Origin of the sequence: Actinoallomurus soli (assembly GCF_024055715.1) — a bacterium.
GTDB lineage: Bacteria > Actinomycetota > Actinomycetes > Streptosporangiales > Streptosporangiaceae > Actinoallomurus > Actinoallomurus soli.
In genome coordinates this window covers 77052-103756 of the sequence record NZ_JAMXMV010000019.1, presented here as the reverse complement: position 1 = coordinate 103756, position 26705 = coordinate 77052, and the positions used below count along the sequence as shown (strand labels likewise).

The 26705-nt window shown below is 74.4% G+C and carries 6 protein-coding genes; all 6 read right to left on the bottom strand.

Going from position 1 to position 26705, the window contains the following annotated elements:
- Nucleotides 1–10: 10 nt before the first annotated feature.
- Genes NDW01_RS33885 through NDW01_RS33860 form a run of 6 tightly spaced genes read right to left on the bottom strand, consistent with a single transcriptional unit; the run spans nt 11 to nt 26658 of the window.
- Nucleotides 11–10603: a non-ribosomal peptide synthetase gene (locus NDW01_RS33885; protein WP_252828426.1), complete on the bottom strand. Its 10593-nt coding sequence runs from the start codon at nt 10601–10603 to the stop codon at nt 11–13.
- Nucleotides 10600–21594 carry a non-ribosomal peptide synthetase gene (locus NDW01_RS33880; RefSeq protein ID WP_252828425.1) on the bottom strand — a complete coding sequence of 3665 codons (10995 nt, stop codon included), beginning with the start codon at nt 21592–21594 and terminating at the stop codon, nt 10600–10602. Before NDW01_RS33880 ends, NDW01_RS33885 begins: the two co-directional genes overlap by 4 nt.
- 6 nt (nt 21595–21600) lie before the next feature.
- Nucleotides 21601–21927, bottom strand: coding sequence for an acyl carrier protein (locus tag NDW01_RS33875; protein ID WP_252828424.1), 327 nt, complete (start codon nt 21925–21927; stop codon nt 21601–21603).
- 56 nt (nt 21928–21983) lie between these two features.
- Nucleotides 21984–23714: a fatty acyl-AMP ligase gene (locus tag NDW01_RS33870; protein ID WP_252828423.1), complete on the bottom strand. Its 1731-nt coding sequence runs from the start codon at nt 23712–23714 to the stop codon at nt 21984–21986.
- On the bottom strand, nt 23711–25006 hold the full coding sequence (locus tag NDW01_RS33865) for a glycosyltransferase (RefSeq protein ID WP_252828422.1): 1296 nt from the start codon (nt 25004–25006) through the stop codon (nt 23711–23713). Before NDW01_RS33865 ends, NDW01_RS33870 begins: the two co-directional genes overlap by 4 nt.
- 5 nt (nt 25007–25011) lie before the next feature.
- Nucleotides 25012–26658: an MFS transporter gene (locus NDW01_RS33860; RefSeq protein WP_252828421.1), complete on the bottom strand. Its 1647-nt coding sequence runs from the start codon at nt 26656–26658 to the stop codon at nt 25012–25014.
- Nucleotides 26659–26705: the final 47 nt, after the last annotated feature.

The window sequence follows — 26705 nt, the reverse complement described above, 5'->3', positions numbered from 1 at the left end:
CGTCCGGTGCTCACAGGTCCTCCAGCTCCGCCTCGAACTCGTCGATCTCATCCTGGCCGAGGTCGACCAGGGAGATGTCGGACGGCGTGTGCCCGCCGTCCTCGGTGACCGCCAGCTCCCGCAGCGCCGCCGACCACGCGTCGGCGAGCTCCCGCACGTCGTCCTCCTCGTACAGGCCGGACGCGTACGACCAGGTCACCAGCAGGCGCGGGCCGTCGGGCAGATCGTGCACGACCGCGTTGACGTCGATGCCGTGCGGCAGCGGCGTGCCCGGGCCGTGGCCCATGCCGAGCAGGCCGGACTCCGGCGCGGTGGACCACTCGCCCTGCCCGGGATTCACCCGGCCCTGGTAGTTGAAGCCGAGCTGCGGGGTCACCGTGAGCGTGCCGCGCGTCGCCGGGACGAGGTAGCGCAGCAGCCCGTACCCGATGCCCTCGCCGGGAACGGCGCGCAACTGCTCCTTGACCCGCTTCAGCGCGCGGCCCGGGTCGTCGGTGCCGGGGGCCAGCCGCACCGGATACAGGCTCGTGAACCACCCCACCGTGCGGGACAGGTCCGGGCCCAGGTCGGCGCGGCCGTGGCCCTCCAGGTCGACGAGCACGCTCTCCCGGCCGCGCCGGCGGCGTACGGCGAGCGCGAGCGCGGTGAGCAGGACGTCGTTCACGGTGCCGTGGAAGGCCGCCGGAACGCTCGTCAGCAGCGGCGCGGTGACCTCCGGCGGCAGGCTCGCGCGCAGGTGGCGTACGGTCTCGGCGGTGTCCACCGCCGGGTCCAGGGGCCGGGCGGCCAGCGGGGGGTCGTCCCGCAGGGCGGTCCAGTGCGGGAGTTCGTCCACAAGCTGTGGATCGTTCGCGGCGGCGACGAGCCGCCGCGCCCAGCCGCGGAACGACGTCGGGACCGGGTCGAGCGGATGCCCCTCCAGCGCGAGGACGAGATCGGGGAGCAGGATCCGCCAGGAGACGCCGTCGACGACGAGATGGTGCAGTGTCAGCAGCAGCCGGCCCGGCGCGTCGCCCGCGTCGAACCAGACCACCCGCACCGTCGCGCCGGTCGCCGGGTCCAGGGCCCGCCGTGCCGCCTCCGCCTGCTCCGCGATGCCCTCCAGGCCCTCGACGCGGGAGACGTGCGGGCGGCCCGTGCCGCGCGGCGTGACCTCGGCCCGCCGCCCGTCGAACCGCAGGCGCAGCGCGTCGTGGTGGTCCACGAGCGTCTCGACGGCCCGCGTCAGCCGGTCGAGGCCCAGCCCGGGCGGCACGGTCAGCAGCGCCGACTGGTGCAGCGAACCGCCCAGCTCCGCGAACCAGCTCATGATCGGGGTGAGCGGCACCGGCCCGACCCCCGCGCCCTCGGGCTCCGGCTCCGCGCCGTCCCGCCCGGCGGGCCGCGCCACCGTCGCCAGCGCCCCCGGCGTCCGGTGCCGGAACACCTCCCGCGCCGTGAGGACGAGACCCTCGCGCCGCGCCCGCGCGACGAGCTGGATCGCCACGATGCTGTCCCCGCCCAGGTCGAAGAAGCCGTCGTCGGCGCCGGCGGGCCCGTCGAGGCCGAGGACCTCGGCGAACAGCCGGCAGAACAGCTCCTCCTCCGGCGTGCGCGGCGTCCGGCCCGACGCCCGGAACTCCGGTGCGGGCAGCGCCGCGCGGTCGAGCTTCCCGCTCGTGGTCAGCGGCAGTCCGGGCAGCGGGACGACGGCCGCCGGGACCATGTACTCCGGCAGCCGGTCGCGGGCGAACGCCCGCAACCCGGCCGAATCGGCGTCGCCCACGACGTACGCGACGAGACGCCGCCCGCCGGGTGGGTCCTCCCGGAGGACCACGGCCGCCTGGGACACGTCCTCGTGCTCTGTCAGCACCGACTCGATCTCACCCGGCTCCACCCGGAACCCCCGGATCTTGATCTGGTGGTCCGTACGGCCGAGGTACTCCAGCCGCCCGTCGGCGCGGTGGCGGACGAGGTCGCCGGTCCGGTACATCCGCTCACCCGGCGCGCCGTACGGGTCCGCGACGAACCGCTCCGCCGTGAGGCCCGGACGGCCGAGGTAGCCGCGCGCCAGGCTGAACCCGGCGGCGTACAGCTCGCCGGGCACGCCGGGCGGCACGGGCCGCAGGCGCTCGTCCAGCACGTACACCCGGGTGTTCGCCACGGGGGTGCCCATCGGCGGCGCGATCCGGCCGGACAGCGGCGCGCCGACCGTGGTGGCCACCGTCGTCTCCGTCGGCCCGTACGCGTTGATCATCTGGTGGTCCCGCGACCAGCGCTCCACCAGCTCGGGCGGGCACGCCTCACCGGCGACGACGAGGGTCACCCCCGGCGGCAGCCCCTCCAGGGTCGGGAGCGCTGCGGGCGGCAGCGTCGCGTGCGTGATCCGCTGCGCGGCGGCCAGCTCGGCCAGCGGCGCGCCCGGGACGAGCCGGTCGGGCGGCGCGAGCACGAGCGTCGCCCCGGACAGCAGCGCGACCAGCTCCCAGAACGCCGCGTCGAAACCCGGCGACGCGAACTGCAGCACCCGGCTCCCCGGTCCGATCCCGAGACGTTCGCGCTGCGTCGCGGCCAGGCTCGCGATCCCCCGGTGCGTGACGACGACGCCCTTCGGCCGCCCCGTCGACCCCGACGTGTAGATCACGTACGCCGCGCCGTCGACCCGCGCATCGCCGCCGGCCGGGGACGGCGGGCCGTCGGTCCGCTCGACGCCGTCCTCGGTGACCACGCAGACCGGGCGGGCGTCGTCCAGCATGGACGCGACGCGCTCCGGCGGATGGGCGACGTCGATCGGCAGGTACGCGGCGCCGGTCATGGTGACGGCCAGCATCGTCACGACGAGCTCGACGGACCGGGGCAGCGCGATCGCCACGATCCGCTCCGGCCCGGCGCCCAGCCCGGTGAGCGTCCCCGCGCGCTCCTCCGCGCGCGCGGCCAGCTCCGCGTACGTCAGCTCCTCACCCTCGAAGACGACCGCCGTCGCCTCCGGCGTCGCCGCCGCCTGCGCCCGGAACAGCTCCGCCAGCGTCGCCGGCGGCACCGGCCGTCCCGTGTCGTTGAAGTCCTCCAGGAGCCGGCGGCGCTCACCGTCGTCCAGCAGGTCGATCGCGCCGATGCGCGCGTCCGGGTCGGCGGCGACGGCGGTGAGCAGGCGGCCGAGCCGTGCCGCGATGGCCTCGGCGGTCGCCGCGTCGAACAGATCGGTCGCGTACTCCAGGACCCCGTCGAGGCCGTCCTCCAGGCTCAGCGTCAGATCGAACTTGGCGACCCCCGCGTGCAGCGGCAGCGGCTCCGCGGCGCCACCCGGGATGTGCAGCTCGGCCGACGGGTTGTTCTGGAACGCGAGCATGACCTGGAAGAGGGGGTGGCGGGCCATGCTGCGCGGTGGGTTGAGGATCTCCACCAGGCGTTCGAAGGGGAGATCCTGGTGCTGGTAGGCGGCCAGGTCGGTGTCTCGCACGCGGGTGATCAGTTCGCGGAAGGTCGGGTCGCCGGAGGTGTCGGTGCGTAGGACGAGGGTGTTGACGAACATGCCGACGAGGTCGTCCAGGGTTTGGTCGGTGCGTCCGGCGATGGGTGTGCCGATGGGGACGTCGGTCCCGGCGCCGAGGCGGGAGAGGAGCGCGGCGAGGGCGGCCTGCACGACCATGAACACGCTGGCGTTCGTCCGCCGGGCCAGCGTCCTGACGCCCTCGGCGTCGAGCCGTACGGGCACCTGCCCGCCCCGGTGGGACGCCTGGGCGGGGCGGGGGCGGTCGGTGGGCAGGTCGAGCTGGTCGGGTATGCCGGTGAGGGTGTCGCGCCAGTAGGTGATCTGCTGGGAGATGAGGCTGTCGGGGTCGTCTTCGGATCCGAGGAGTTCCCGCTGCCAGGCCGCGTAGTCGGCGTACTGCACCGGCAGCGGCCGCCAGGCGGGCGGACGGTCCTCGGCATGGGCGGCGTAGGCGGTGATCAGGTCCCGGGCCAGCGGCGCGAACGACCATCCGTCGGCGGCGATGTGGTGCAGCACCAGCAGCAGCACGTGCTCGCCGGGGCCGGTCCTGTAGAGGCGGGCGCGGACCGGGATCTCCGTCGCCAGATCGAAGCCGTGCGCCGCGTCCCGGCTCAGGGCCGCCGCCAGGTCATCGGTCTCCTCGACCCGGAGTTCGGGACGCTCGTCCTCCAGGATCACCTGGTACGGGGCGCCGTCCGACTCGGGGAAGATCGTCCGTAGCGCCTCGTGCCGCGCGACCACGTCCGCCAGCGCGGAGCGGAGCGCGTCGACGTCCAGGTCACCGGTCAGGCGGAGCGCCAGCGGCAGGGCGTACGTCGCGCTGCGGCCCTCCAGCCGGGCCAGGTACCAGAGGCGTCGCTGCGCGTACGACAGCGGCGGCGTGCCGGTCGTTCGCGGGCGGGGCGTCAGCGGCGGTCGGGCCGTGTCCGCCCCTTGGGCCACCTCGGCGAGGCCGGCGACGGTGGGTGTCTCGAAGAGCGTCCGGACCGGGATCTCCACGCCGAGGACGGACCGGGCGCGGGCGATGACGCGGGTGGCCAGCAGTGAGTCCCCGCCGAGCGTGAAGAATCCGTCGTCCACTCCGACGGCCGGTGTCCCCAGCACCTCGGCGAAGATGCCGCAGAGGACCTCCTCGACCGGCGTGCGCGGTCCCTGTGACGACGGCTCCATCTCCGGCGCGGGCAGCGCCCGGCGGTCGAGCTTGCCGTTGGGCGTCAGCGGCAGCGCGTCCAGAACCGTGATCGAGGACGGCAGCATGGAGTCCGGCAGGCTCTGCCCGGCGAACTTCCGCAGCTCCGCCGGTTCCACCGCCCCGACGACGTACGCGGCGACGCGCCGGTCGCCGGGCCGGTCCTCCCGGACGACGGCGACGGCCTGCGCGACGGCCTCATGCGCGGTGAGCACGGCCTCGATCTCGCCCAGCTCGATGCGGAACCCGCGGACCTTCACCTGGTGGTCGATCCGGCCGAGATACTCGATCCGCCCGTCGGGGCGGTGCCGTGCCAGGTCGCCGGTGCGGTACATGCGGCCCGGTCCGTACGGGTCGGCCACGAACCGCTCGGCGGTCAGGTCCGGGCGGCCGAGGTAACCACGCGCCGGCCCGGAGCCGGCGATGTACAGCTCGCCGGGGACGCCCGGCGGCACCGGCCGCAGCGCGTCGTCGAGGATGTAGACCCGCGTGTTGGCGAGGGGCCGTCCGATCGGCGGCCGCGCCGCCGTGGCCTGGTCGATCTCGGTGCCGGTGGACCAGATCGTCGTCTCGGTCGGACCGTACAGGTTGCGGACCGCGCAGCCGCGGTCGAGCAGCGCGCGGGCGAGCCCGGAGGGCAGCGCCTCGCCGCCCACGAGCACCCGGAGCCCGTCGAGCTCGGGAAGGCCGGTGAGCTCCTGCCAGAGGGTCGGCGTGGCCTGCATGACGGTCGCGTCCGCGAGGAGCCGGCCGAGCCGCGCCGGGTCGGTGACCTCCTCCTCGCGCGCGAGCCGGATCCGCGCCCCGGCCAGCAGCGGCAGGTAGACCTCCACCACCGAGATGTCGAAGCCGACCGTGGTCACCGCGACGAGCGTGTCCTCCGGCGTGAGCGGAACCTGCTCGGCCATCGAGACAAGGAGGTTCGTGACGGTGCCGTGCGGCACGACGACGCCCTTCGGCCGCCCCGTCGACCCGGACGTGTAGATCACGTACGCCGGGTGGCCGGGCCGCCGGGCGCGAGCGGCGACAGGTTCGGCCGGGCGGTCGTGCGGCCGCAGCGGGAGCCGGACCGCGCTCAGGTCGCCGGGGAGCACGTGCGCCGTGGTGTCGCAGGTCACCGCCGCGACGGGCCGGGCGTCCTCGATCATCATCGCGATGCGGTCGGCCGGGAAGCGGGTGTCGATCGGCAGGTAGGCCGCGCCCGTCTTGTGCACGGCGAGCAGCGCGACGAGGAGTTCGGCCGTACGCGGCAGGGCGAGGGCGACGAGCCGTTCGGGACCGGCGCCGTGTTTCTCGACGAGGTGACGGGCCAGCCGGTCCGCCTCCTCGTTCAGCCGCGCGTAGGTGAACGTGACCGGGGTGGCCGGGTCGTCCAGCGTGCCCGCGACGAGCGCCGGGGCGTCCGGCGTCCGTGCGACCTGCGCCTCGAAGAGTTCGACGGGCGCGGCCTCGGGAACCGGGCGGGCCGTCGCGTTCCACTCCTCCAGGACCCGATGCCGTTCCCGCTCGTCGAGGACGTCGATGTCGCGCAGCGCGACGTCCGGATCCGCGACGACCGCGCGGAGCAGGCGGACGAACCGCGTGACGATCGTCTCGGCGGTCGCCTCGTCGAACAGGTCGGTCGCGTACTCCAGCACGCCGCTCAGCCCGTCACCGTCCTCCAGCACGAAGTGCAGGTCGAACTTGGCCGTCGTCGTGTCCGCGCGCAGGGGTTCGGCGGTGAGGCCGGGGAGGGTGAGCCGGGCGCGCGGGTTGTTCTGGAAGGCGAGCATGACCTGGAAGAGGGGGTGGCGGGCCATGCTGCGCGGTGGGTTGAGGATCTCCACCAGGCGTTCGAAGGGCAGGTCCTGGTGCTGGTAGGCGGCCAGGTCGGTGTCTCGGACGCGGGTGATCAGTTCGCGGAAGGTCGGGTCGCCGGAGGTGTCGGTGCGTAGGACGAGGGTGTTGACGAACATGCCGACGAGGTCGTCCAGGGTTTGGTCGGTGCGTCCGGCGATGGGTGTGCCGATGGGGACGTCGGTCCCGGCGCCGAGGCGGGTGAGCAGGGTGGCGAGGGCGGCCTGCACGACCATGAACACGCTGCAGTGCGCGTTCCGCGCCAGCGCGGCGATCCCGGCGCGCAGCTCCGGGTCGATGTCCACCGGAACCCTCCCGCCCCGGTAGGAGGCCTGGGCGGGGCGGGGCCGGTCGGTGGGCAGGTCGAGCTGGTCGGGTATGCCGGTGAGGGTGTCGCGCCAGTAGGTGATCTGCTGGGAGATGAGGCTGTCGGGGGCGTCTTCGGATCCGAGGAGTTCCCGCTGCCAGACCGCGTAGTCGGCGTACTGCACCGGCAGCGGCCGCCAGGCGGGCGACCGTCCCTCGGCATGGGCGGCGTAGGCGGTGATCAGGTCCCGGGCCAGGGGCGCGAACGACCATCCGTCGGCGGCGATGTGGTGCAGCACCAGCAGCAGCACATGCTCACCGGGCCCGACGGCGTACAGGCGGGCGCGGACCGGGATCTCCGTCGCCAGGTCGAACCCGTGCGCCGCGTCCCGGCTCAGAGCGGCCGCCAGGTCATCGACCTCCTCCACCCGCAGCTCAGGCCGTGCGTCGTCGCGGATCACCTGGCAGGGCTCGCCGTCGACCTGTGGATAAACCGTCCGCAGCACCTCATGCCGCGCGACCACGTCCGCCAGCGCGGAGCGGAGCGCGTCGACGTCGATCTCCCCGGTCAGCCGGAGCGCCAGCGGCATGGCGTACGTCGCGCTGCGGACGTCCAACTGGTCGAGGAACCACAACCGCTGCTGCGCGTACGACAGCGGCACCCGATCCGGCCTTGGCGCGGGTACGAGCTTCGGCTGTGAGCCGTGGCGTGCGTCGTCGAGCCGCTCGGCCAGAGCGGCGGCGGTCGGAGCGTCGAAGAGAGTACGCACGCCGACCTCGACGTCGAGCACCGCACGGATCCGGCTGACCATGCGGATCGCCAGGAGCGAGTCCCCGCCGAGCGCGAAGAAGTCGTCGTCCGGGCCGACGCGGCCCACTCCCAGCACCTCGGCGAACAGCCCGCACAGGATCTCTTCGGCCGCCGTCCGGGGCGCCCGCGAGGACGAGGCGGAGAACTCCGGCTCGGGCAGGGCCCGGCGATCGAGCTTGCCGCTGGAGGTCAGCGGCAGCTCGTCGAGGACCACGATGGCCGCCGGAACCATGGCCTCGGGAAGGCTGAGGGCGGCGAGCGCCCGCAGGTCCGCCACCAGCCGGGCGGGATCGGTGCCGGCCGCACGCGCCACGACGTACCCGACCAGCCGGACTCCGTCCGTGCCGTACGGCCGGGCGACGACGGCGCAGTGGGCGACGTCCTCGTGGCCGGCGAGGACGGTTTCGATTTCGCCGGGTTCGATGCGGATGCCGCGGATTTTGACCTGGTGGTCGGTGCGTCCGAGGTATTCGAGTTCGCCGTGGTGGTTCCAGCGTGCGAGGTCTCCGGTCCGGTACATCCGTCCGGGCCCGAACGGGTTGGCGACGAACCGTTCGGCGGTGAGCGCGGGCCGGTCGTGGTAGCCGCGGGCCAATTGCGTTCCGGCGAGGTAGAGCTCTCCGGGGACGCCGGGTGGTACGGGGCGCAGGGCGGTGTCCAGGACGTAGGTGCGGGTGTTCCAGACCGGGTGCCCGATGGGCACGCTGTCCGCGTCCGGCCGGTAGCGCCAGGAGGTGACGTCGACCGATGCCTCGGTCGGCCCGTAGAGGTTGTGCAGCTCCACGCCGGGCAGCAGCTCGTGGAAGCGTGCCGCCAGCTCGGGGGACAACGCCTCGCCGCTGCACAGCACCCGCCGCAGCCCCGAACAGTCGGCAACCTCCGGTTCGGTGAGGAAGGCCGCCAGCATCGACGGCACGAAGTGCGCCGTCGTGATGTGTTCCTCCTGGAACAACCGGGCGAGGTAGCGGGCGTCGCGGTGGCCGTCCGGCCGGGCGATGACGAGTGTCGCGCCGGTCTGCAGGGGCCAGAAGAACTCCCAGACCGACACGTCGAAGGTCGCCGGGGTCTTCTGCACGACGCGGTCGCCGGGCCTGAGCCCGTACTCGGCCTGCATCCACAGCAGCCGGTTGACGATGCCGGCGTGCGGGACGACGACGCCCTTCGGCCGTCCCGTCGAACCGGACGTGTAGATGACGTACGCCGCGCTGTCCGGGCTCGCCGTACGGGCCGGGTCGGTGTCGGCGAACCCGGCCAATTCCTCGGCCACCGCCGGGTCGTCGAGGACGAGCAGCGGCATCCCACTCGGCAGTCGGCCGGCGAGTCCGGCCGTGGTGGCGACCACGGCCGGGCGGGTGTCGGCGAGCACGTAGGCGAGACGGTCGGCGGGGTGGTCGGGGTCCACCGGAACGTACGCCGCGCCCGCCTTGACGACCGCGTACATGGCGACCAGCAGTTCCAGAGAGCGGGGCAGGGCCAGCGCGACGCGGCTGTCCGGGCCGATGCCGCATTCGGCCAGGTAGTGGGCGAGCCGGTTCGCCCGCGCGTTGAAGTCGGCGTAGGTCAGCTCGGCACCCTCGTACACCAGGGCCACGGCGTCCGGGGTTCGGGCCGCCTGCGCCTCGAACAGGTCCGCCAGCGTCACCGCCGGTACCGGGCACGCCGTAGCGTTCCACTCCTCCAGCACCCGCCGGCGTTCGCCGGGCAGCAGGACGTCCACCGCGCCGGCCGGTACGTCGGGTGTCTCGGCCATGGCGCGCAGCAGCTTCAGGAACCGGGAGAGCAGCGTCGCGGCGGCGTCTCCGTCGACGACGTCCGGCCGGTGGTCGAGGCGGAACGTCAGCCGGTCGCCGGGGACGACGTACAGGGTCAGCGGGTAGTGGGTGGCGTCCCGCTGGGTCGCGCCGGTGAGGCGGAGGCCCGCCACCGGTTCGTCCATCGCGGACGGGTCGAACGGGTAGTTCTCGAACACGGTGAGGGTGTCGAACAGCGCGGATCCGGCCCCCGCGCCATCGGCCAGGCCGGTGATCTCGGCGAGGCCAAGATGCCGGTGGTCGAGCAGCGCGGCCTGTTCGGCCTGGAGACGGGTGAGCAGGTCCGCGAGCGTCTCGTCCTCCCGGACGCGGAGCCGTACGGGAACCGTGTTCACGAACAGGCCGATCATCTGATCGACACCCGGGAGCTCCGGTGGACGTCCGGAGACGACCTGGCCGAAGACCACGTCGGACCGGCCGGTCAGCCGCGCCAGCAGCAGCCCCCAGGCGGCCTGGACGAGCGTGTTGACCGTGACGCCGTGCCTGCGGGCCTGCCGCCGGAGCCGGGCGGTCGGCTCCTCCGGCAGCTCCTCCGACACGGCGGACGGCAGGACGGGGGCCCGGCCCGCCGCCTCGGGCAGCAGGAGGGTGGGCTCCTCGACCCCATGCAGCGCGGCCGTCCAGGCGCGGGTCGCCGCCGCCCGGTCCTGCCGCTTCAGCCAGGCGAGGTACTGCTTGTAGGGAGTGGTCGCCGGCGGCTGCGCCCCGGCGTAGCGGGCGAGCAGCTCGGTGACCAGGAGCGGCGTCGACCAGCCGTCGAGCAGGATGTGATGGTGGGTGAGGACGATCCGGGCCCGCTCCGGACCGGTCCGTACGAGCGTGAGGCGGATCAGCGGCGGACGGGTCAGGTCGAAGGGCGCGACGCGGTCGGCGTCGGCGATCCGGTCGGCCTCGGCCGCGTCGGCCGCCTCGATCTCACGGAACGGCAGCTCCACCGAGCGCGGCACGACCTGCACCGGCTTCTTCACCCGGTCGTGCGGGAACGCGGCGCGCAGATTCGGGTGCCGCCGCAGCAGGTCCCGGCCCGCCTTCCGCAGCGCGTCCGCGTCGACGGGGCCTTCGACGTCGAGGACGACCTGGGCCGCGTAGACGTCCTGTTCGTCGAGGAGCGCGTGGAACAGCAGACCGTGCTGCAGCGGCGACAGCGGCCAGACGTCCTCGATCTGCGACCGGTTCAATCCTGCTCCCAAAGGTCCTCGAGCGCGTCGATCTCGTCCTGGTCCAGCTCGACGAGGGTCAGGTCCGAGGGCGTGTGCCCGCCGCCGTCCGCGTCGGCCAGGTCCCGCAGCGCCGCGAACCAGCGGTCGGCCAGCTCGCGGACCGCGTCCTCGGACAGCCGGCCGGCGGGCCAGACCCAGGTGGCGTACAGGTCGCCGTCCCGCGTCACGGCGTCGATCTCCAGGCCGTGGGCGAGCGGCAGGTCCGGGTCGTGGCCGGGGCCGAGTACGTCGGACTCCGGGGCCAGGCTCCAGTCGCCGTCCCCGGTGTCGACCCGGCCGAGGTAGTTGAAGACGATCTGCGGCGCGGGCAGGGCCGCGAGCCGGTCCCGGGTCCGCGGGTTCAGGTGGCGCAGCAGCCCGTACGTCAGGCCCGCCGGGACCGCCCGCAGCTGCTCCTTCACCCGCTTCAGCGCCTGCCCGGCGCCGCCGGTGCCGGGGTCCAGCCGCACCGGATGCAGGGCGGTGAACCAGCCGACCGTCCGCGTCAGGTCGAGGCCGCCGCGCGCGTCCGGCTCGGCCTCGCCGCCGAGGTCGTCGGGGTCCTCGCGCCCGTGCCCCTCAAGGTCGATCAGTACGCCGTCACCGGACGGCCGCCCGCGGTCGCGTCGCCAGGCCGTGACGGCGCGGGCGAGACCGGTGAGCAGGACGTCGTTCACGCCGCAGTGGAAAGCGGCGGGGACGGTGGTCAGCAGCGGTTCGGCCTGTGCGCGCGGCAGGGTCACGGTGAACCGCCGCAGATCCGCTCCGGTGTACGCGGCGACGTCCCGCGCGCCGGGATCGCCGAGAGGCGGATCCGCGACGTCGAGGAGCTCGACCCAGCGCGCAAGCTCGTCCACAACCTGTGGATGGCCGGCGGCGGCCGCCAGCCGCTGCGCCCACCTCCGGTACGAGGTCGGCACCGGGTCCAGGGCCACGCCCTCCAGCGCGAGCACCAGGTCGGGCAGCAGGATCCGCCACGAGACCCCGTCCACGACCAGGTGATGCAGGACCAGGAGCAGCCGGCCCGGCGCGTCACCGGCGTCGAACCAGACGACCCGGACCATCGCCCCCGCCTCCGGGTCGAGGCTCCGGCGGGCGGCCTCGGCCCGCGCCGCGATCGCCTCGCGGTCGTACCCCTCGACCCGGCTCACGCACCTCGTCGCGTCCACGGTCCCGGGCGGCGTCGTCTCCAGCCACCACGCGTCGCCGTCCGTCCGGTGCAGCCGCATCCGCAGCGCGTCATGGTGGTCCAGCAGCGCCCGCACCGCCGCGCTGAGGCGGTCCACGCCCAGGCGCGGCGGCACGGTGAGGAGCATCGACTGGCTGAACCCGCCGAACGGCCCGCCCCGTTCGGCCAGCCACGCCACGATCGGCGTGCGCGGCACCGGCCCGATCCCGGCACCGGGCGGCTCCGTTCGCGCCGTCACGTCGGCGGCCGTACGGGCGACCGCCGCGAGGGCGGCCGGGGTCCGGTGCTCGAACACGTCCCGCGCGCTGATCACCAATCCGGCGGCCCGCGCCCGTGAGACGAGCTGGATCGCCAGGATGCTGTCACCGCCGAGGTCGAAGAACCCGTCGTCCGCCCCCACGGACTCCGACCCCAGCACCTCGGCGAAGATCTCACAGAGCAGCCGTTCGGCCGGGGTCTCCGGAGCCCGCGATCCGGCCGCCGCGCCGAACACGGGCGCGGGCAGCGCCGCCCGGTCGACCTTCCCGCTGGGGGTCAGGGGGAACGCCTTCAGCACGACCACCGCCGCCGGGACCATGGACTCCGGCAGCGCCCGCGCGGCGGCCCGCCGCACCTCGGCCGGGTCCACGTCACCGGTGACGTAGGCGACGAGACGCCGATCGCCCGGCCGGTCCTCCCGCGCCAGCACGACGACCGAGGTCACGCCCTCCTGCCCGGCGAGGGCGGTTTCGATTTCGCCGGGTTCGATGCGGATGCCGCGGATTTTGACTTGGTGGTCGGTGCGTCCGAGGTATTCGAGTTGGCCGTGGTGGTTCCAGCGTGCGAGGTCTCCGGTCCGGTACATGCGTCCGGGTCCGTAGGGGTTGGCGATGAATCGTTCGGCGGTGAGGCCGGGCCGGTCGTGGTAGCCGCGTGCGAGTTGGGTTCCGGTGAGGTAGAGCTCTCCGGGGACGCCGGGTGGTACGGGGCGTAGTGCGGTGTCCAGGACGTAGGTGTGGGTGTTCCAGACCGGGTGCCCGATCGGCACGGTGTCCGCTCCCGGCCGGTGGTGCCAGGAGGTGACGTCGACGGATGCCTCGGTCGGCCCGTACAGGTTGTGCAGTTCCGCGCCGGGCAGCAGGGCATGGAAACGTGCCGCCAGCTCGGGTGACAGCGCCTCGCCGCTGCACAGCACCCGCCGCAGCCCGGAACAGTTCGCGGCGTCGGGTTCGGTGAGGAACGCCGCCAGCATTGACGGCACGAAGTGCGCCGTCGTGACGCCCTGACGCTCGATCAGGTCGGCCAGGTAGCCCGGATCCCGATGCCCGCCGGGCCGGGCGATGACGAGTGTCGCGCCGGTCTGCAGGGGCCAGAAGAACTCCCACACCGACACGTCGAACGTCGCCGGCGTTTTCTGCACGACGCGGTCACCGGGCCCGAGCCCGTACTCGGCCTGCATCCACAGCAGCCGGTTGACGATGCCGGCGTGCGGGACCACCACACCCTTCGGCCGCCCCGTCGAACCCGACGTGTAGATGACGTAGGCCGCGTGACCCGGTGAGACGGACCGGCCCGGTGCGCTGGTCGGCAGCGCCTCCAGCTCGTCCCGTACGCCCGGATCGTCGAGGATGAGCAGTGGCAGGTCGGCCGGCAGCCGGCCGGCGAGTCCGGCCATCGTGACGACCACGGCCGGACGGGTGTCGGCGAGCACGTACGTGATGCGGTCGGCGGGATGGTCCGGGTCGACCGGCACGTATGCCGCGCCCGCCTTGACGACCGCGTACATGGCGACCAGCAGTTCCAGGGAGCGCGGCAGGGCCAGTACCACGAACCGCTCCGGGCCGATGCCGCACTCGGCCAGGTAGTGCGCGAGCCGGTTCGCCCGCGCGTCGAACTCCGCGTACGTCAGCCCGGCGCCCTCGTACACCAGGGCCACCGCGTCCGGGGTCCGGGCCGCCTGCGCCTCGAACAGGTCCGCCAGCGTCACCGCCGGTACCGGGCGGGCCGTGGCGTTCCACTCCTCCAGCACCCGCCGGCGCTCCGCGTCGTCGAGCAGGTCGACCGCGCCGATCCGCACGTCCGGATCGGCGGCGACCGTCTCCAGGAACCGTACGAAGCGCGCCGCGATCCGCTCGGCGGTTCCGGCGTCGAACAGGTCGAGGGCGTACTCCAGGGTGCCGTCGAGCCCGGCCGGGCCGCCGTCGGACGCCCGGCGTTCCTCGAGCATCAGGTGCAGGTCGAACTTGGCCACCCCGGCGTGCACGGGTTCGACGGCCACCTGGACGTCGGGCAGGTCGACGACGGCGCGTTCGGTGTTCTGGAAGGCGAGCATGACCTGGAACAGCGGGTGCCGGGCCATCGAGCGTTCCGGCGCGACGATCTCGACGAGCCGCTCGAACGGCAGGTCCTGGTGCTGGTAGGCGGCCAGGTCCGTCTCGCGCACCCGCGCCAGCAGCTCGCCGAACGACGGGTCGCCGCCCGTGTCGGTCCGCAGGACGAGCGTGTTGACGAACATGCCGACGAGATCGTCCAGCGCCTCGTCGGCGCGCCCGGCGATGGGCGAGCCGATCGGGACGTCGGTGCCCGCGCCGAGCCGGGTCAGGAGCGCGGCGAGCGCCGCCTGCGCGACCATGAACACGGTCGCGCCGCGCTCCCGCGCCAGCGCTTCGAGGCGGGCGTGCAGCGCGGCGTCCACGTCGAACGTGACGGTCGCCCCGCGGTAGGACGCGCGTGCGGGGCGCGGCCGGTCGGTGGGGAGGGACAGCCGGTCGGGCAGCCCGGCGAGCGCCTCGCGCCAGTACGCGGCCTGCCGCCCGATCAGCCCCTCGGGATCGTCGTCGTCCAGCAGGGCCCGCTGCCAGAGCGCGTAGTCGGCGTACCGCACGGGCAGCGGGTCCCGCGCGGGGGTCTCGCCGTCGGCCCGCGCGGCGTACGCGGCGATGAGGTCGCGGGCCAGCGGGGCGAGCGACCAGCCGTCGCAGGCGATGTGATGAACGAGGAGAAGGAGCAGGTGCTCGTCGGCGCCGAGGGCGTACAGGTGCGCCCGCAGCGGCGGCTCGACCGACAGGTCGAAACCTCGCGCGGCGTCCGCCGCCACCCGCTCGTACAGTTCCTCGGTCTCGGCCACGTCGACGACCGTCAGCTCGGGAGCCATGCCGTCGACGACGAGCTGGTACGGCGTGCCGCCGGAGACCGGGAAGACGGTCCGCAGCGGTTCGTGCCGCTCGGCGAGGTCGCACAGCGCGATCCGCAGGGCGGCCTCGTCGAGCTTTCCGGTCAGCCGCAGGGCGCCCGTGAGGGTGTAGGTGCCCGACGGTTCGTCCTCCAGGCTGTCGAGGAACCACAGCTGCTGCTGCGCGTACGAGAGGGGGACGATCGGCGGGTGGTCAACGGGCCGCAGGGGCGGCCGGGCCGCGCTCGCCGTGTCGAGCGTCCGCAGCACACCGGCGGGCGTGGGCGCCTCGAACAGCGCCCGGATCGTCGGCTCCACGCCGAACGCCGACCGGATCCGGCTGATCACCCGCGTGGCGAGCAGCGAGTTGCCGCCCAGGTCGAAGAAGCCGTCGTCGAGGTCGACCCGTTCCGCGCCGAGCACGTCGGCGAAGATCCCGCAGACGATCTCCTCGGCGGGGGCGCGCGGCGCGCGCGACGGCGCCGTGGCGGTTGTCTCCGGCGCGGGCAGGGCCGCCCGGTCGAGCTTCCCGCTCGGCGTGAGCGGGAACGCGTCGAGGACGACGACGGCCGAGGGCACCATGTGGCCCGGCAGCCGTCCGGCCGCGAACGCGCGCACCTCGGCCGGGTCGGCGTGCCCGGTGACGTACGCGACGAGGCGCCGGTCGCCGGGGCGGTCCTCCCGCAGCACGACGACCGCCCGGCCGACCGCGTCGTGCGCGCCGAGCACCGCCTCGATCTCGCCGGGCTCCACCCGGAACCCACGGATCTTCACCTGCTGGTCGGTACGGCCGAGGTACTCCACCTGGCCGTCGGCGGTCCAGCGGGTGAGGTCGCCGGTCCGGTACATGCGGCCGGGTCCGAACGGGTTCGCGACGAACCGCTCGGCGGTGAGGTCGGGCCGGTCGTGGTAGCCGCGCGCCAGGCCGTTGCCGGTCAGGTACAGCTCGCCGGGCACGCCGACCGGGACGGGGTTCAGCCAGGCGTCGAGGATGTACGCGCCGGTGTTGGTCAGCGGCCTGCCGATCGGGACGGCCCCGTCCGGGTCGCCGTCGTCGTCCTCCCACGCCAGCGCGTACACGGTGGCCTCGGTGGGGCCGTAGATGTTGGCGATGCGGGTGCCCGGCAGCGCGGCGCGCGCCTCCCGCAGCAGGCGCGGCGTCAGCGCCTCGCCGGCCAGCGCGAGGGTGCCGGCGTTCGGCCGGGCCCCCTCGGCGAGCACGGCGGCCAGCGCGGACGGCACCGCGCAGATCAGGTCGGCGTCGACCGGCCGCTCCAGCAGGGCCAGCAGGTCCGGAACGATCTCGATCGAGCCCCCGGCCAGGAGCGGCACGAGCGTGTCGAACACCGACACGTCGAAGTTCAGCGAGGTGGCGGCCAGCACCCGCGACAGCCGCTCCCGCCCGAAGTCGCGGACGGCCCAGTCGACCAGGTCGGCGACCCCGCGGTGCGGGACGACGACGCCCTTCGGCCGCCCCGTGGACCCCGACGTGTAGATCAGATACGCGGCGTTCCCCGGCCGCACCCGCCGCGTGCCCGGCGGGTGTCCCTCCCCGTGCCGCCGCACCCGTGGCGCGTGTCCCTCGTCCGGCCGCGCCTCCCGCACGGGCGGCGCGTGTCCGTCCTCGTCCGGCCGCAGGCGCGGCAGGTCCCGGGGCAGCGCGGTCTCCTCCCGCGCGATGACGCAGGCGGGCCGGGCGTCGTCGAGCAGGAGCGCGATCCGCTCCGCCGGGTGGCCGAGGTCGATCGGGACGTACGCGGCGCCTGCCTTGAGCACGCCCCACAGCGCGACGATCAGCTCCGCCGAGCGCGGCAGCGCCACGGCGACGAAGTCCTCCGGGCCGATGCCGCGGTCGGCGAGCGCGCCCGCCAGCCGGTCCGCCCGTGCGTTCAGCTCCGCGTACGTCAGCGTGACGGAGTTCGCCGGGTCGACCACCGCGACGGCGTGCGGCGTCCGGGCCGCCTGCCGGTCGAAGAGCTCGCCGAGGGTCGCGGGCGGCACCGGCCGTCCCATGTCGTTGAAGTCCTTCAGGACTCGCCGGCGCTCGCCGTCGTCCAGCAGGTCGATCGCGCCGACCCGGGTGTCCGGGTCGGCGGCGGCGGCCGTGAGCAGACGGCGGAGCCGTGCGGCGATGGCCTCGGCGGTCGCCGCGTCGAACAGGTCCGTCGCGTACTCCAGCGCGCCCGCCCCGCTCGGGTCCAGGTCGAGCAGCAGGTCGAACTTGGCCGTCCCCGTTCCGACCGGCCGGATCCGCGCGGTCAGGCCGGGCAGCTCGACCTCGACCCGGTCGGTGTTCTGGAAGGCGAGCATGACCTGGAACAGGGGGTGGCGGGCCATGCTGCGCGGCGGGTCGAGGATCTCGACCAGGCGGTCGAAGGGCACGTCCTGGTGCTGGTAGGCGGCCAGGTCGACGTCCCGCACCCGCCCGACCAGCTCCCGGAACGTCGGGTTTCCGGAGGTGTCGGTGCGCAGGACGAGCGTGTTCACGAACATGCCGACGAGGTCGTCGAGCGCCTGATCGGTCCGTCCGGCGACGGGCGTGCCGATCGGGACGTCGGTCCCGGCGCCGAGCCGGGTCAGCAGCGCGGCCAGGGCCGCCTGCACGACCATGAACACGCTCGCGCCGGTCGCCCGCGCCAGCGCGGCGAGGCCCTCCGCGTCCAGCCGCACCGGAACCCGCCCGCCCGCGTACGACGCCTCGGCGGGGCGTGGCCGGTCGGCCGGCAGGTCCAGCCGGTCCGGCAGCCCGGCCAGGGTCTCCCGCCAGTAGGCGACCTGCCGGGAGATGAGACTGTCGGGGTCGTCCTCGGACCCGAGCAGGTTCCGCTGCCAGGCCGCGTAGTCGGCGTACTGCACCGACAGCGGCTCCCACGCGGGGGCTCGTCCCCCGGCGCGCGCGGCGTACGCGGTCACCAGGTCGCGCGCCAGCGGCGCGAACGACCACCCGTCCGTCGCGATGTGGTGCAGCACGACCAGCAGCACGTGCTCACCGGGCCCGGCCGCGTACAGGCGGGCGCGCAGGGGGATCTCGGTGGTCAGATCGAAGCCGTGGGCGATGTCCCGGGCGAGCGCGGCCTCGATGTCGTCGGTCCGGGTGACCGTCACGTCCGGCCGTACGCCGTCCAGGACGACCTGGCGCGGTTCGCCGCCGGTCTCGGGATAGACGGTCCGCAGCACGTCGTGCCGCCCGACGAGGTCGGCGAGGGCGGCCCGCAGCGCGTCGACGTCCAGGTCGCCGGTCAGGCGCAGCGCGACCGGCATCGTGTAGGTCGCGTCCGGTTCCAGCCGGTGGAGGAACCACACCCGGCGCTGCGCGTACGACAGCGGCACCGGGTACGGGCGCTCTCCGGCGGCCGTCAGCGGCGGTCGGGCCGGCGCGGAGGCGTCCAGCGCGGCGGCGAGCCCGGCGACGGTGGGCGTCTCGAAGAGCGTCCGCACCGGGATCTCCACGCCGAGCACGGACCGGGCGCGGGCGACGACGCGGGTGGCCAGCAGTGAGTCCCCGCCGAGCGTGAAGAATCCGTCGTCCACTCCGACGGCCGGTGTCCCCAGCACCTCGGCGAAGATCCGGCACAGGACCTCCTCGACCGGCGTGCGCGGTCCCCATGACGACGGCTCCATCTCCGGCGCGGGCAGCGCCCGGCGGTCGAGCTTGCCGTTGGGCGTCAGCGGCAGCGCGTCCAAGCGCACGACCGCCGCCGGGACCATGTGACCGGGGAGGGCGTCCCTTACGCGTTCGCGCAGCGCGGCGGGGTCCGCGGCCCGGCCGGTGACGTACGCGACGATGCGGCGGTGCCGGTCCTCGTCCGGCCCGTCCTCGCGGACGACGGCCGCGACCTCGTCGACGGACGGGTGGGCGCCGAGGGCGGCCTCGATCTCACCCAGCTCGATCCGGAAGCCGCGCAGCTGCACCTGGTGGTCGGCCCGCCCGGCGTACTCCAGCCGGCCGTCGGCGTGCCGCCGTGCCAGGTCGCCGGTGCGGTACATGCGGCCCGGTCCGTACGGGTCGGCCACGAACCGCTCGGCGGTCAGGTCCGGCCGCCCGAGGTAACCACGCGCGAGCCCCGCGCCCGCGACGTAGAGCTCGCCCGTCACGCCGGGCGGCACGGGCCGCAGCGCCGCGTCCAGCAGGTACACCCGCAGGTCGGGGATGGCACCGCCGATCACGCTGCCGGTCCCGGCCGCGGCGTTCGCGGCGTCCAGCGGCGCGTACGTGACGTGCACCGTCGTCTCGGTGATCCCGTACATGTTGACGAGGACGGGCGCGTCGTCGGCGTGCCGGGAGTACCAGTCGGCGAGCCGGGAGAGGTCCAGCGCCTCACCGCCGAAGATCACGTACCGCAGCGCCAGGTCGCGGGTCTTGTCCCGGTCGGCGCGCATGAGCTGCCCGAACGCCGAGGGCGTCTGGTTCAGCACGGTCACGCGCTCGTCGTCGAGCAGCCGCAGGAACTCCTCGGGCGACCGGCTGACGTCGTACGGGACGACGACGAGACGGCCGCCGTAAAGGAGGGCGCCCCACAGCTCCCACACCGAGAAGTCGAAGGCGTAGGAGTGGAACAGCGTCCACACGTCCGACGGCCCGAACCCGAACCAGGGGTCGGTCGCGCCGAGCAGCCGCACGACGTTGGCGTGCGGGACGACGACGCCCTTCGGCCGCCCGGTGGACCCCGACGTGTAGATGACGTACGCCGGGTGCTCGGGCCCCAGCGGCACGACGGGATCGTGCTCCGGGAGCCCGGCGAGCAGGTCGTCGTCGAGGACGATCCGTTCGACGCCCGCGGGCGGTTCCGCGCCCGGGGCCGTGACGAGGAGGGCGGGCGCGGCGTCCTTCAGCACGGCCGCGATCCGGGCGGCCGGCTGGTCCGGGTCGATCGGGACGTACGCGGCCCCGGACTTCAGCACGGCGAGGACCGCGACGACGAGGTCGGCGGACCGGGGGAAGGCGAGGGCGACGAGCCGCTCCGGCCCGGCGCCGCGCTCGATGAGCCGGTGGGCGAGCCGGTTCGCGCGGGCGTTCAGCTCCGCGTACGTCAGCGACGCGCCGTCATGGGTCACCGCGACCGCGTCCGGGTCCAGCGCGACGCGCTCCGCGAACAACTTCGTGATCGTCGCCCGCCGCGCCTCCGGCACCCCGGCGCGGACGCGGGCCCGCTCCTCTGGCGCCTCGGCGCGGACGCCGGCTCTCTCCTCCGGCGGCCCGGCGCGGTCGGGGACCCGATGTCCCAAGGCCGTCGCCCACGGCGTCCGGAAGGTTCCGGATCGGTCGGCGGTCTGCTCCTCCGGGGGCGTCTCCGGGGACGCGGCACGGTCGAGGGCGCGTTCCTCCGGCAGCGCGACGTCGAGCACGCCGGTCGGGCGGTCCGGCGCGGCGGTCGCGAGCGTCCGCAGGAACTCCAGAAGGCGCGCGTGGTGGGCGGCGACCTCCGCCTCCGTGTACCGCTCCGGGTGGGCGTCGAGGTCGACGCGCGTTCCCTCGCCCTCGTAGACGTTCACGGCGAGGTCTTCCACCGGGCCGGTGGTCAGCACGTGCGGGACGCCCCGGTGCCCGGCGAAGTCCAGGTCCTGCTCGAATCCCATGATGTTGATGACCGGCCCGTACAGCGGCCGGGCGTCGCCGAGGAGGCCGAGGTCGCGGCGCAGGTCCTCCAGGCGGTACCGCTGGTGGCGCAGCAGCCGCCCGACCTGCTCGGTGACCTGGGCGGTCAGCTCCCGGACCGTGTCGGCAGGCCGCACGGTGAGGCGGAGCGGCAGGACGTTCGACAGCATTCCGGGCGTGCGGCGCGCCGCCGGGGTGGTCCGCGCGGTGACGGCGAGGCCGAGGACGACGTCGGAGACACCGCACAGGCGCGCGGTGTACGCCGCGGCGGCCGCGATCGTCAGCCCGGTCAGCGTGGTGCCGAGCACCCGTGCCGCCGACGTGAGGGCGTCGGCCTCCTCCGGGCCGAGCCGGCCGGTCGCCCGGTGGAACCGCGCGGACGGCCGCGTGCCGTGCCCCGGGCGCGCGGACGGCGACGGGGCCTCGGGCAGGCCGGCGCAGCGCTCCCGCCAGTACGCGCGGTCGCGTTCGAACCGGCCGGAGGCGCGGTACTCCTCGTCCTCGGTGAGCAGGACCTCCAGCGAGCCCAGCGTCCCGGCGCCGTACGGCCGTCCCTCGACCATGGCCGTGTACACCTCGGCAAGCCGCCGCGTGATCAGCGGGCCGCTGTAGCCGTCGACGGCGAGGTGGTGGCAGCGCAGGTACCACAGGTGACGGTCGGCGGCGAGGCGCAGCAGCGCGTTCCCGAACAGCCGTCCGCCGATGAGGTCGACCGGGGCGGCCGCGTCCGCGCGTATCCACGCCCGCGCGGCCGCCATCGGGTCGGCCTCGGCGCTCAGGTCGACGAGGGGGACCTCGGCCGAGGCGACGTCGAGGACCTGTCCGGGCGGGCCGTCGCCGGCGGTCTCGACGAGGCGGACGTGCACCGCCTCGACCTCGTGCGCGCAGGCCCGTACGGCGGCGGCGAAGACCTGCGGATCGACCGGTCCGTCGATCTCGACGTACTGCGCGACCTGGACGGGGACGTCCGGGTTCAGCAGCTGGGCGTACCAGACGCCGCGCTGCGCCGCCGACAGCGGCCAGGGTGTGGTCATGGAGGGTCAGGCCGGGGTCGGTTGGTCGGGGTGGGCCGGGAGGTGGGTCGGGGTCGGTTGGTCGGGGGGAACAGAGTCGGGGGCGGGGTGGTCGCCGACGCGTTCGCCGAGGTGGGCGGCGATGGCGTCGATGGTGGGGTGGGTCCAGGCGAGGGTCGGCTCGACGTCCAGGTCGTACTCCGCCTCGATGTCGCCGCACAGGCTGATCGCGTACACCGAGTCCATGCCGTACTCGGCGAGCATCGCCGACGGGTCGATGTCGGCGGGGGAGCGTTCGAGGTACTCGGCGACGCGCTCGATCAGCCAGTCGCGGATGAGCGTCTCACTGGGCATGGGGCCTCCGTAGAGTCGTGCGCCGGGTGCGGGGGAGCCCGGCCGGTCGGCGGGCGTCATTCACCGGTGGGGATGAGGGCGCGCAGCTCCGGTTCGAGTTCGGTGTGGAGGGGGGCGATCCGGCCCGCCAGGAACGTCTCGCGCATCCGCCGCCGCTGGATCTTGCCGCTGGTGGTCTTGCCGACGCCGCCGCGCTGGACGAGGACGACGTTCATCGAGGGCAGCCCGAACGCACGGGCCAGCTCCCCCTTGATCCGCCGGGCGAGGTCCGCGTAGGTGAGCTCGCCCAGGTCCTTGGGCCGTACCTCCTGGACGAGGACGACGTGCTCGCGCCCGGCCTCCACGCCGAACGCGGCGGCGGCGCGGGCGGCGGGGTGGACGTCCCGGCTCGCCTCTTCCACATCCTGTGGATAGATGTTCCGGCCGTTGACGATGATCAGGTCCTTCAGACGTCCGGTGACGTACAGCTCGCCGTCGTGGACGAACCCGAGGTCCCCGGTGCGCAGGAACGGCCCCTCTCCGGTGGCCAGGCGCGCCCGGAAGGTCTCCTCGGTCGCCTCGGCGCGCTGCCGGTACCCGAGGGCGATGCTGCCGCCCGCGACCCAGATCTCGCCGATCCGGCCGTCGGGCAGCGATTCGGCCGACTCGGGGTGGACGATCCGCACCGTCAGGTCGATCGGCCGCCCGCACCCGACCAGCTCCACTCCCTCCGCGGCGGGCTCGGCGCGGTCCTGTTCCAACGCGGCCGGGTCGAACCGGCCGACGACCGGGCCACGGCCGCGCTCGGTGCCGGTGACCAGCAGCGTCGCCTCGGCCATCCCGTAGCCCGGCGCCCAGGCCCCCCGCCGGAACCCCACCTCGCCGAACCGCCGGACGACCTTCTCCAGCGTCGACGTACGGACGGGCTCGGCGCCGTTGAGCGCCCAGGTGAGCGAGGACAGGTCCAGGCCGGTGAGCTGCTCGTCCTTGACCCCGCGCACCAGCCATTCGTAGGCGAAGTTCGGCGCGACGGTGTACTGGGCGCGGTACCGGCTGATCATTCGCGGCCACAGCGCCGGTCTCATCACGAACGACACGGGCGAGGCGAACGCCAGGCTGCCGCCCGCGTACAGCGGCTGGAGGAGCAGGCCGACGAGTCCCATGTCGTGGTAGTGCGGCAGCCAGCCCGCGCCGATCCCGTCCTCGGGGCGGCCGAGGATCGTGTAGATCTGCGCGGAGTTGTGCAGCAGGTTGCCGTGGGACAGCAGGACGCCGCGCGGTTCGCTCGTGGAGCCGGAGGTGTACTGCAGGTAGGCGGGGGTGCCCGGCTCCGGCTCCGGCGGCTCCCACGCGTCGGGGTCCGGCATCGCGGCGGCGTCGGTGGCCACGCACGTCACCCGGCCGTCCAGCCCGCTCTCGCGCAGCCAGGAGGTGAGCATCGGCGCGTTCGCCGTGTCGGTGAGGACCATCCGGATGTCGGCGTCCTTGATGATGCCCTCCGCGCGTTCGAGCGCGCGCGGGTCGGTGGACGGCAGCGGCGACGGCACGGCGATGACCCGCGAGTACAGGCAGCCGAGGAAGACGCGGAGGAACTCCAGCCCGGTCGGGTAGAGCAGCAGCGCGGCCTCACCGTCCAGGCCGGCGGCGGCGAGCCACGCGCCCGCCGACCGCGCGCGGCCGTCCAGCTCCGCGAACGTCGCGCGTTCGAGCTCGACGAGCTCGCCCTTGTGCTCGTCGACCAGCGCGTACCAGCGGTCGTCGCCGTGGCGCGCGACCTGGGCCCGCAGGTGGTGCACGAAGCTCGTCATCGATCGTCCCCGTTTCCATGGTTTCCGGCCGCCCCCAGGCCGTCTCCAACGCGTCGGGCCGCCCCGGCTCCGTGGGCGTTCTCCAGCGCGGCGCAGGCGCGGGCGACACCGTCCTCCGCCGCGATCCGCCGGCCCAGGTCCGCCGCACGGCGGCGCATCCGTTCGTCGCCCACGGCCGCCGTGATCCGCGCGGTGAGCGGCTCCGGTGCGAGCCTCCTGATCGGCAGCGGGGCGGGACCGGCGCCGAGCGCCGCCACCCGGCCGCCCCAGAACGTCTGGTCGCCGAAGAACGGGCAGACGACGGCGGGGATCCCGGCCCGCAGCGCGGCGGCGGTGGTGCCCGCGCCGCCGTGGTGCACGGCCGCCAGCATCCGGGGGAACAGCCATGAGTGCGGCACGTCCCCGACCACCAGGACGTCGTCGTCGCCCGCCCCGTCGTCCCCGAACGCGAGGATCCCGCGCACGCCCGCGGCGCGCAGCGCCGCCCGTACCGTCGCGGCCATCGCCTCGGGGTGCGGCGGCGTCATGCTGCCGAACCCCACGTAGACCGGCGGCGGCCCGGCGGCGAGGAAGTCGGCGAGCCGCGGGCCCGGCGTCCACGAGGGCTCGTCCAGGAACCAGTACCCCGTGACGTGGACGTGGGAGGGCCAGTCCGGCGGCCGGGGCACGACGGCCTCGCTGAAGCAGGCCAGCACCGGAACGTCCCGTACGGTGCGGATCGGGCCGCCCAGGGGGAGTTTCGGCAGCGCGAGCGTGTCGCGCCGCCAGGTGTTGAGGAAGGGCCGGGAGAGCTGCCAGGCGAGCTGTTCCACCAGGTGGTAGCTCAGCCGGTTCGCGCCGTACGCCCGGGACACCAGCGGGTGCGGGAAGGCGCTGGTCGGCTGGCTGGGCTGGAAGTGGATCAGCGCGTCGTCGATGCCGAGGTACTCGGCGAGGTGGTGCCCGACGAAGCCCAGCGTCGGGAAGATCAGCAGGTCGGCGTCCTTGCAGCCGGCCAGGATCTCGCCGAGCAGCATCTCGGCCATCGGCCGGATCACGCGCCGGAACCCCGCGACGAAGCCGAGCGGGTTACGGCCGTTCCGCAGCCACTCGCGGACCTCGTCGGTCTCCAGGAGCCGGGCCGGGTCGACGGACAGGACGGAGGTGTCCAGCCCGGCGGCGAGGGGCTCGTGGCCGGCCGCGACGATGAGCCGGACGCCGTGGCCGCGCTCGGCCAGGCCCCGGCCGAGCGCGACGCAGGGCTGGACGTCGCCCCGCGAGCCGGCCGCGAAGATGACGATGTCGCGCCGCACCCCGGTCACCGCACGCTCTCGGCAGGCGGTGACCAGGCCCGCAGCGGCCGCCGTTCCGGCGTGCCCGCGACGCCGGGGATTTCACCCGGGCCCCGGCGTGCCGCCGGCTCCGGGGCGCCCGCGACGTCGGGGACCTCGCCCCGGCCCGGGCGTGCCGCCGGCTCGGGGGCCGGCGTGACGTCGGCGAGCGCGTTCCGGACGTCGGCGGCCGTGCCCAGAGCGTCGGCGTCCGCGGTCCCGACCGGGCCGTACGGGCGGGCGTGCCGGGCGCGGCGCGGGCGGGGCGGCAGCGTGGCGAAGGCGATGAGCGCGCCGAGGCAGACCAGGCCGGCGCCGCACAGCAGCCCGGCCGAGGTGGCGTGCTGGAACGCGGTGGCGTGCCCCTTCCCGGACGCGAGTTCGGACCGCTGCCGCGCGGAGATGATGACGCCGATGATCGCGATGCCGAAGGCCCCGGAGACCTCGCGGCCGACGCTGAGGATGCCGCCCGCGACGCCGGAACGTTCCTCGGGGATCGACGTCAGGACGTAACCGGTGAGCGGCATGTTCAGCGCGGAGCCGACACCGATCAGAGCCACGCCGGGCAGCAGGTCGGCGTAGCCGTCCCCGGGCCGCAGCAGCGCGAACGCCGCCATCCCGGCGGCCATGAGGAACAGGCCCCAGGCGATCGTCGAGCGGGCGCCGATCCTGCGGCCCACCCAGAACGACACCGGCGTCAGGGCGGCGATCACGACGGCCGGCGGCAGGAACACCGAGCCGGTCTTCGTCGGGGAGAACCGCAGCACCTGCTGCAGGAACAGCGAGGCGTAGAACAGCACGCCGTTGAAGCCGACCCCCCACAGGATCTGCACCGCGACCCCGCCCGTGAACGCCCGGCTGCGGAAGAACACCAGGTCGATCATCGGCGTGTGCGCCCACCGCTCGACCGTGACCAGCGCGACGAGCGCCACGGCGGCCAGCGCGAACGCCCCGAGCACCATGCCGCTGCCCCACCCGTGGGAGGCGACCTCGTTCAGCGCGTACGTGACGGCGAACAGCAGGGTCCCGGAGGCGAGCATGCCGGGCAGGTCGACGCCGTCCGCGGTGGTGTCCCGCGACTCCGGGATCACGAACACGCCCAGCAGCACGACGGCGAGGCCGGGCGCGAGGTTGATGAGGAAGATCCAGTTCCAGGCCCAGTGCTGGGCGATGTACCCGCCGGCCACCGGGCCGAGGGCGAGCGCGAGCGCGGCCGAGCCGACCCAGACGACGGTGCCCCGCGCCTGTTCCCGCTCGGTACGGCCGACGGTGACGAGTGCCAGCCCCGCCGGGATGACCAGTGCGCCGCCGGCGCCTTGGACGACGCGGGCGGCGATCAGCGTCTCGGCGCTTCCGGCCAGCCCGGCGAGCCCGGACGCCGCCGTGAAGACGGTCAGGCCGATCAGGAAGATCCGCTTGCGGCCGTACACGTCGGCCATGCGGCCGCCGGCGAGCATGACGCTCGCGAAGATCAGGATGTACGACGTCGCGACCCATTCCAGGGCGGACAGGGAGATGTGCAGGTCACGCTGGATCGACGGCAGCGCGACGTTCACGACCGTGTTGTCCAGTGTGGTCATGAACCCGGCGACCGCGATCACAGTGAGCGTCCATCCATGTCGCGTGCGGGTCATTCGACCTATAAGGCCATATTCACCACGGTGAGTCTTGTCATCGCGGT

Coding starts and splice junctions, on each gene's coding strand:
- NDW01_RS33870 (WP_252828423.1), bottom strand. CDS start 23,714: ATGACGAGCTTCGTGCACCACCTGCGGGCCCAGGTCGCGCGCCACGGC.
- NDW01_RS33860 (WP_252828421.1), bottom strand. CDS start 26,658: ATGACCCGCACGCGACATGGATGGACGCTCACTGTGATCGCGGTCGCC.
- NDW01_RS33880 (WP_252828425.1), bottom strand. CDS start 21,594: ATGACCACACCCTGGCCGCTGTCGGCGGCGCAGCGCGGCGTCTGGTAC.
- NDW01_RS33875 (WP_252828424.1), bottom strand. CDS start 21,927: ATGCCCAGTGAGACGCTCATCCGCGACTGGCTGATCGAGCGCGTCGCC.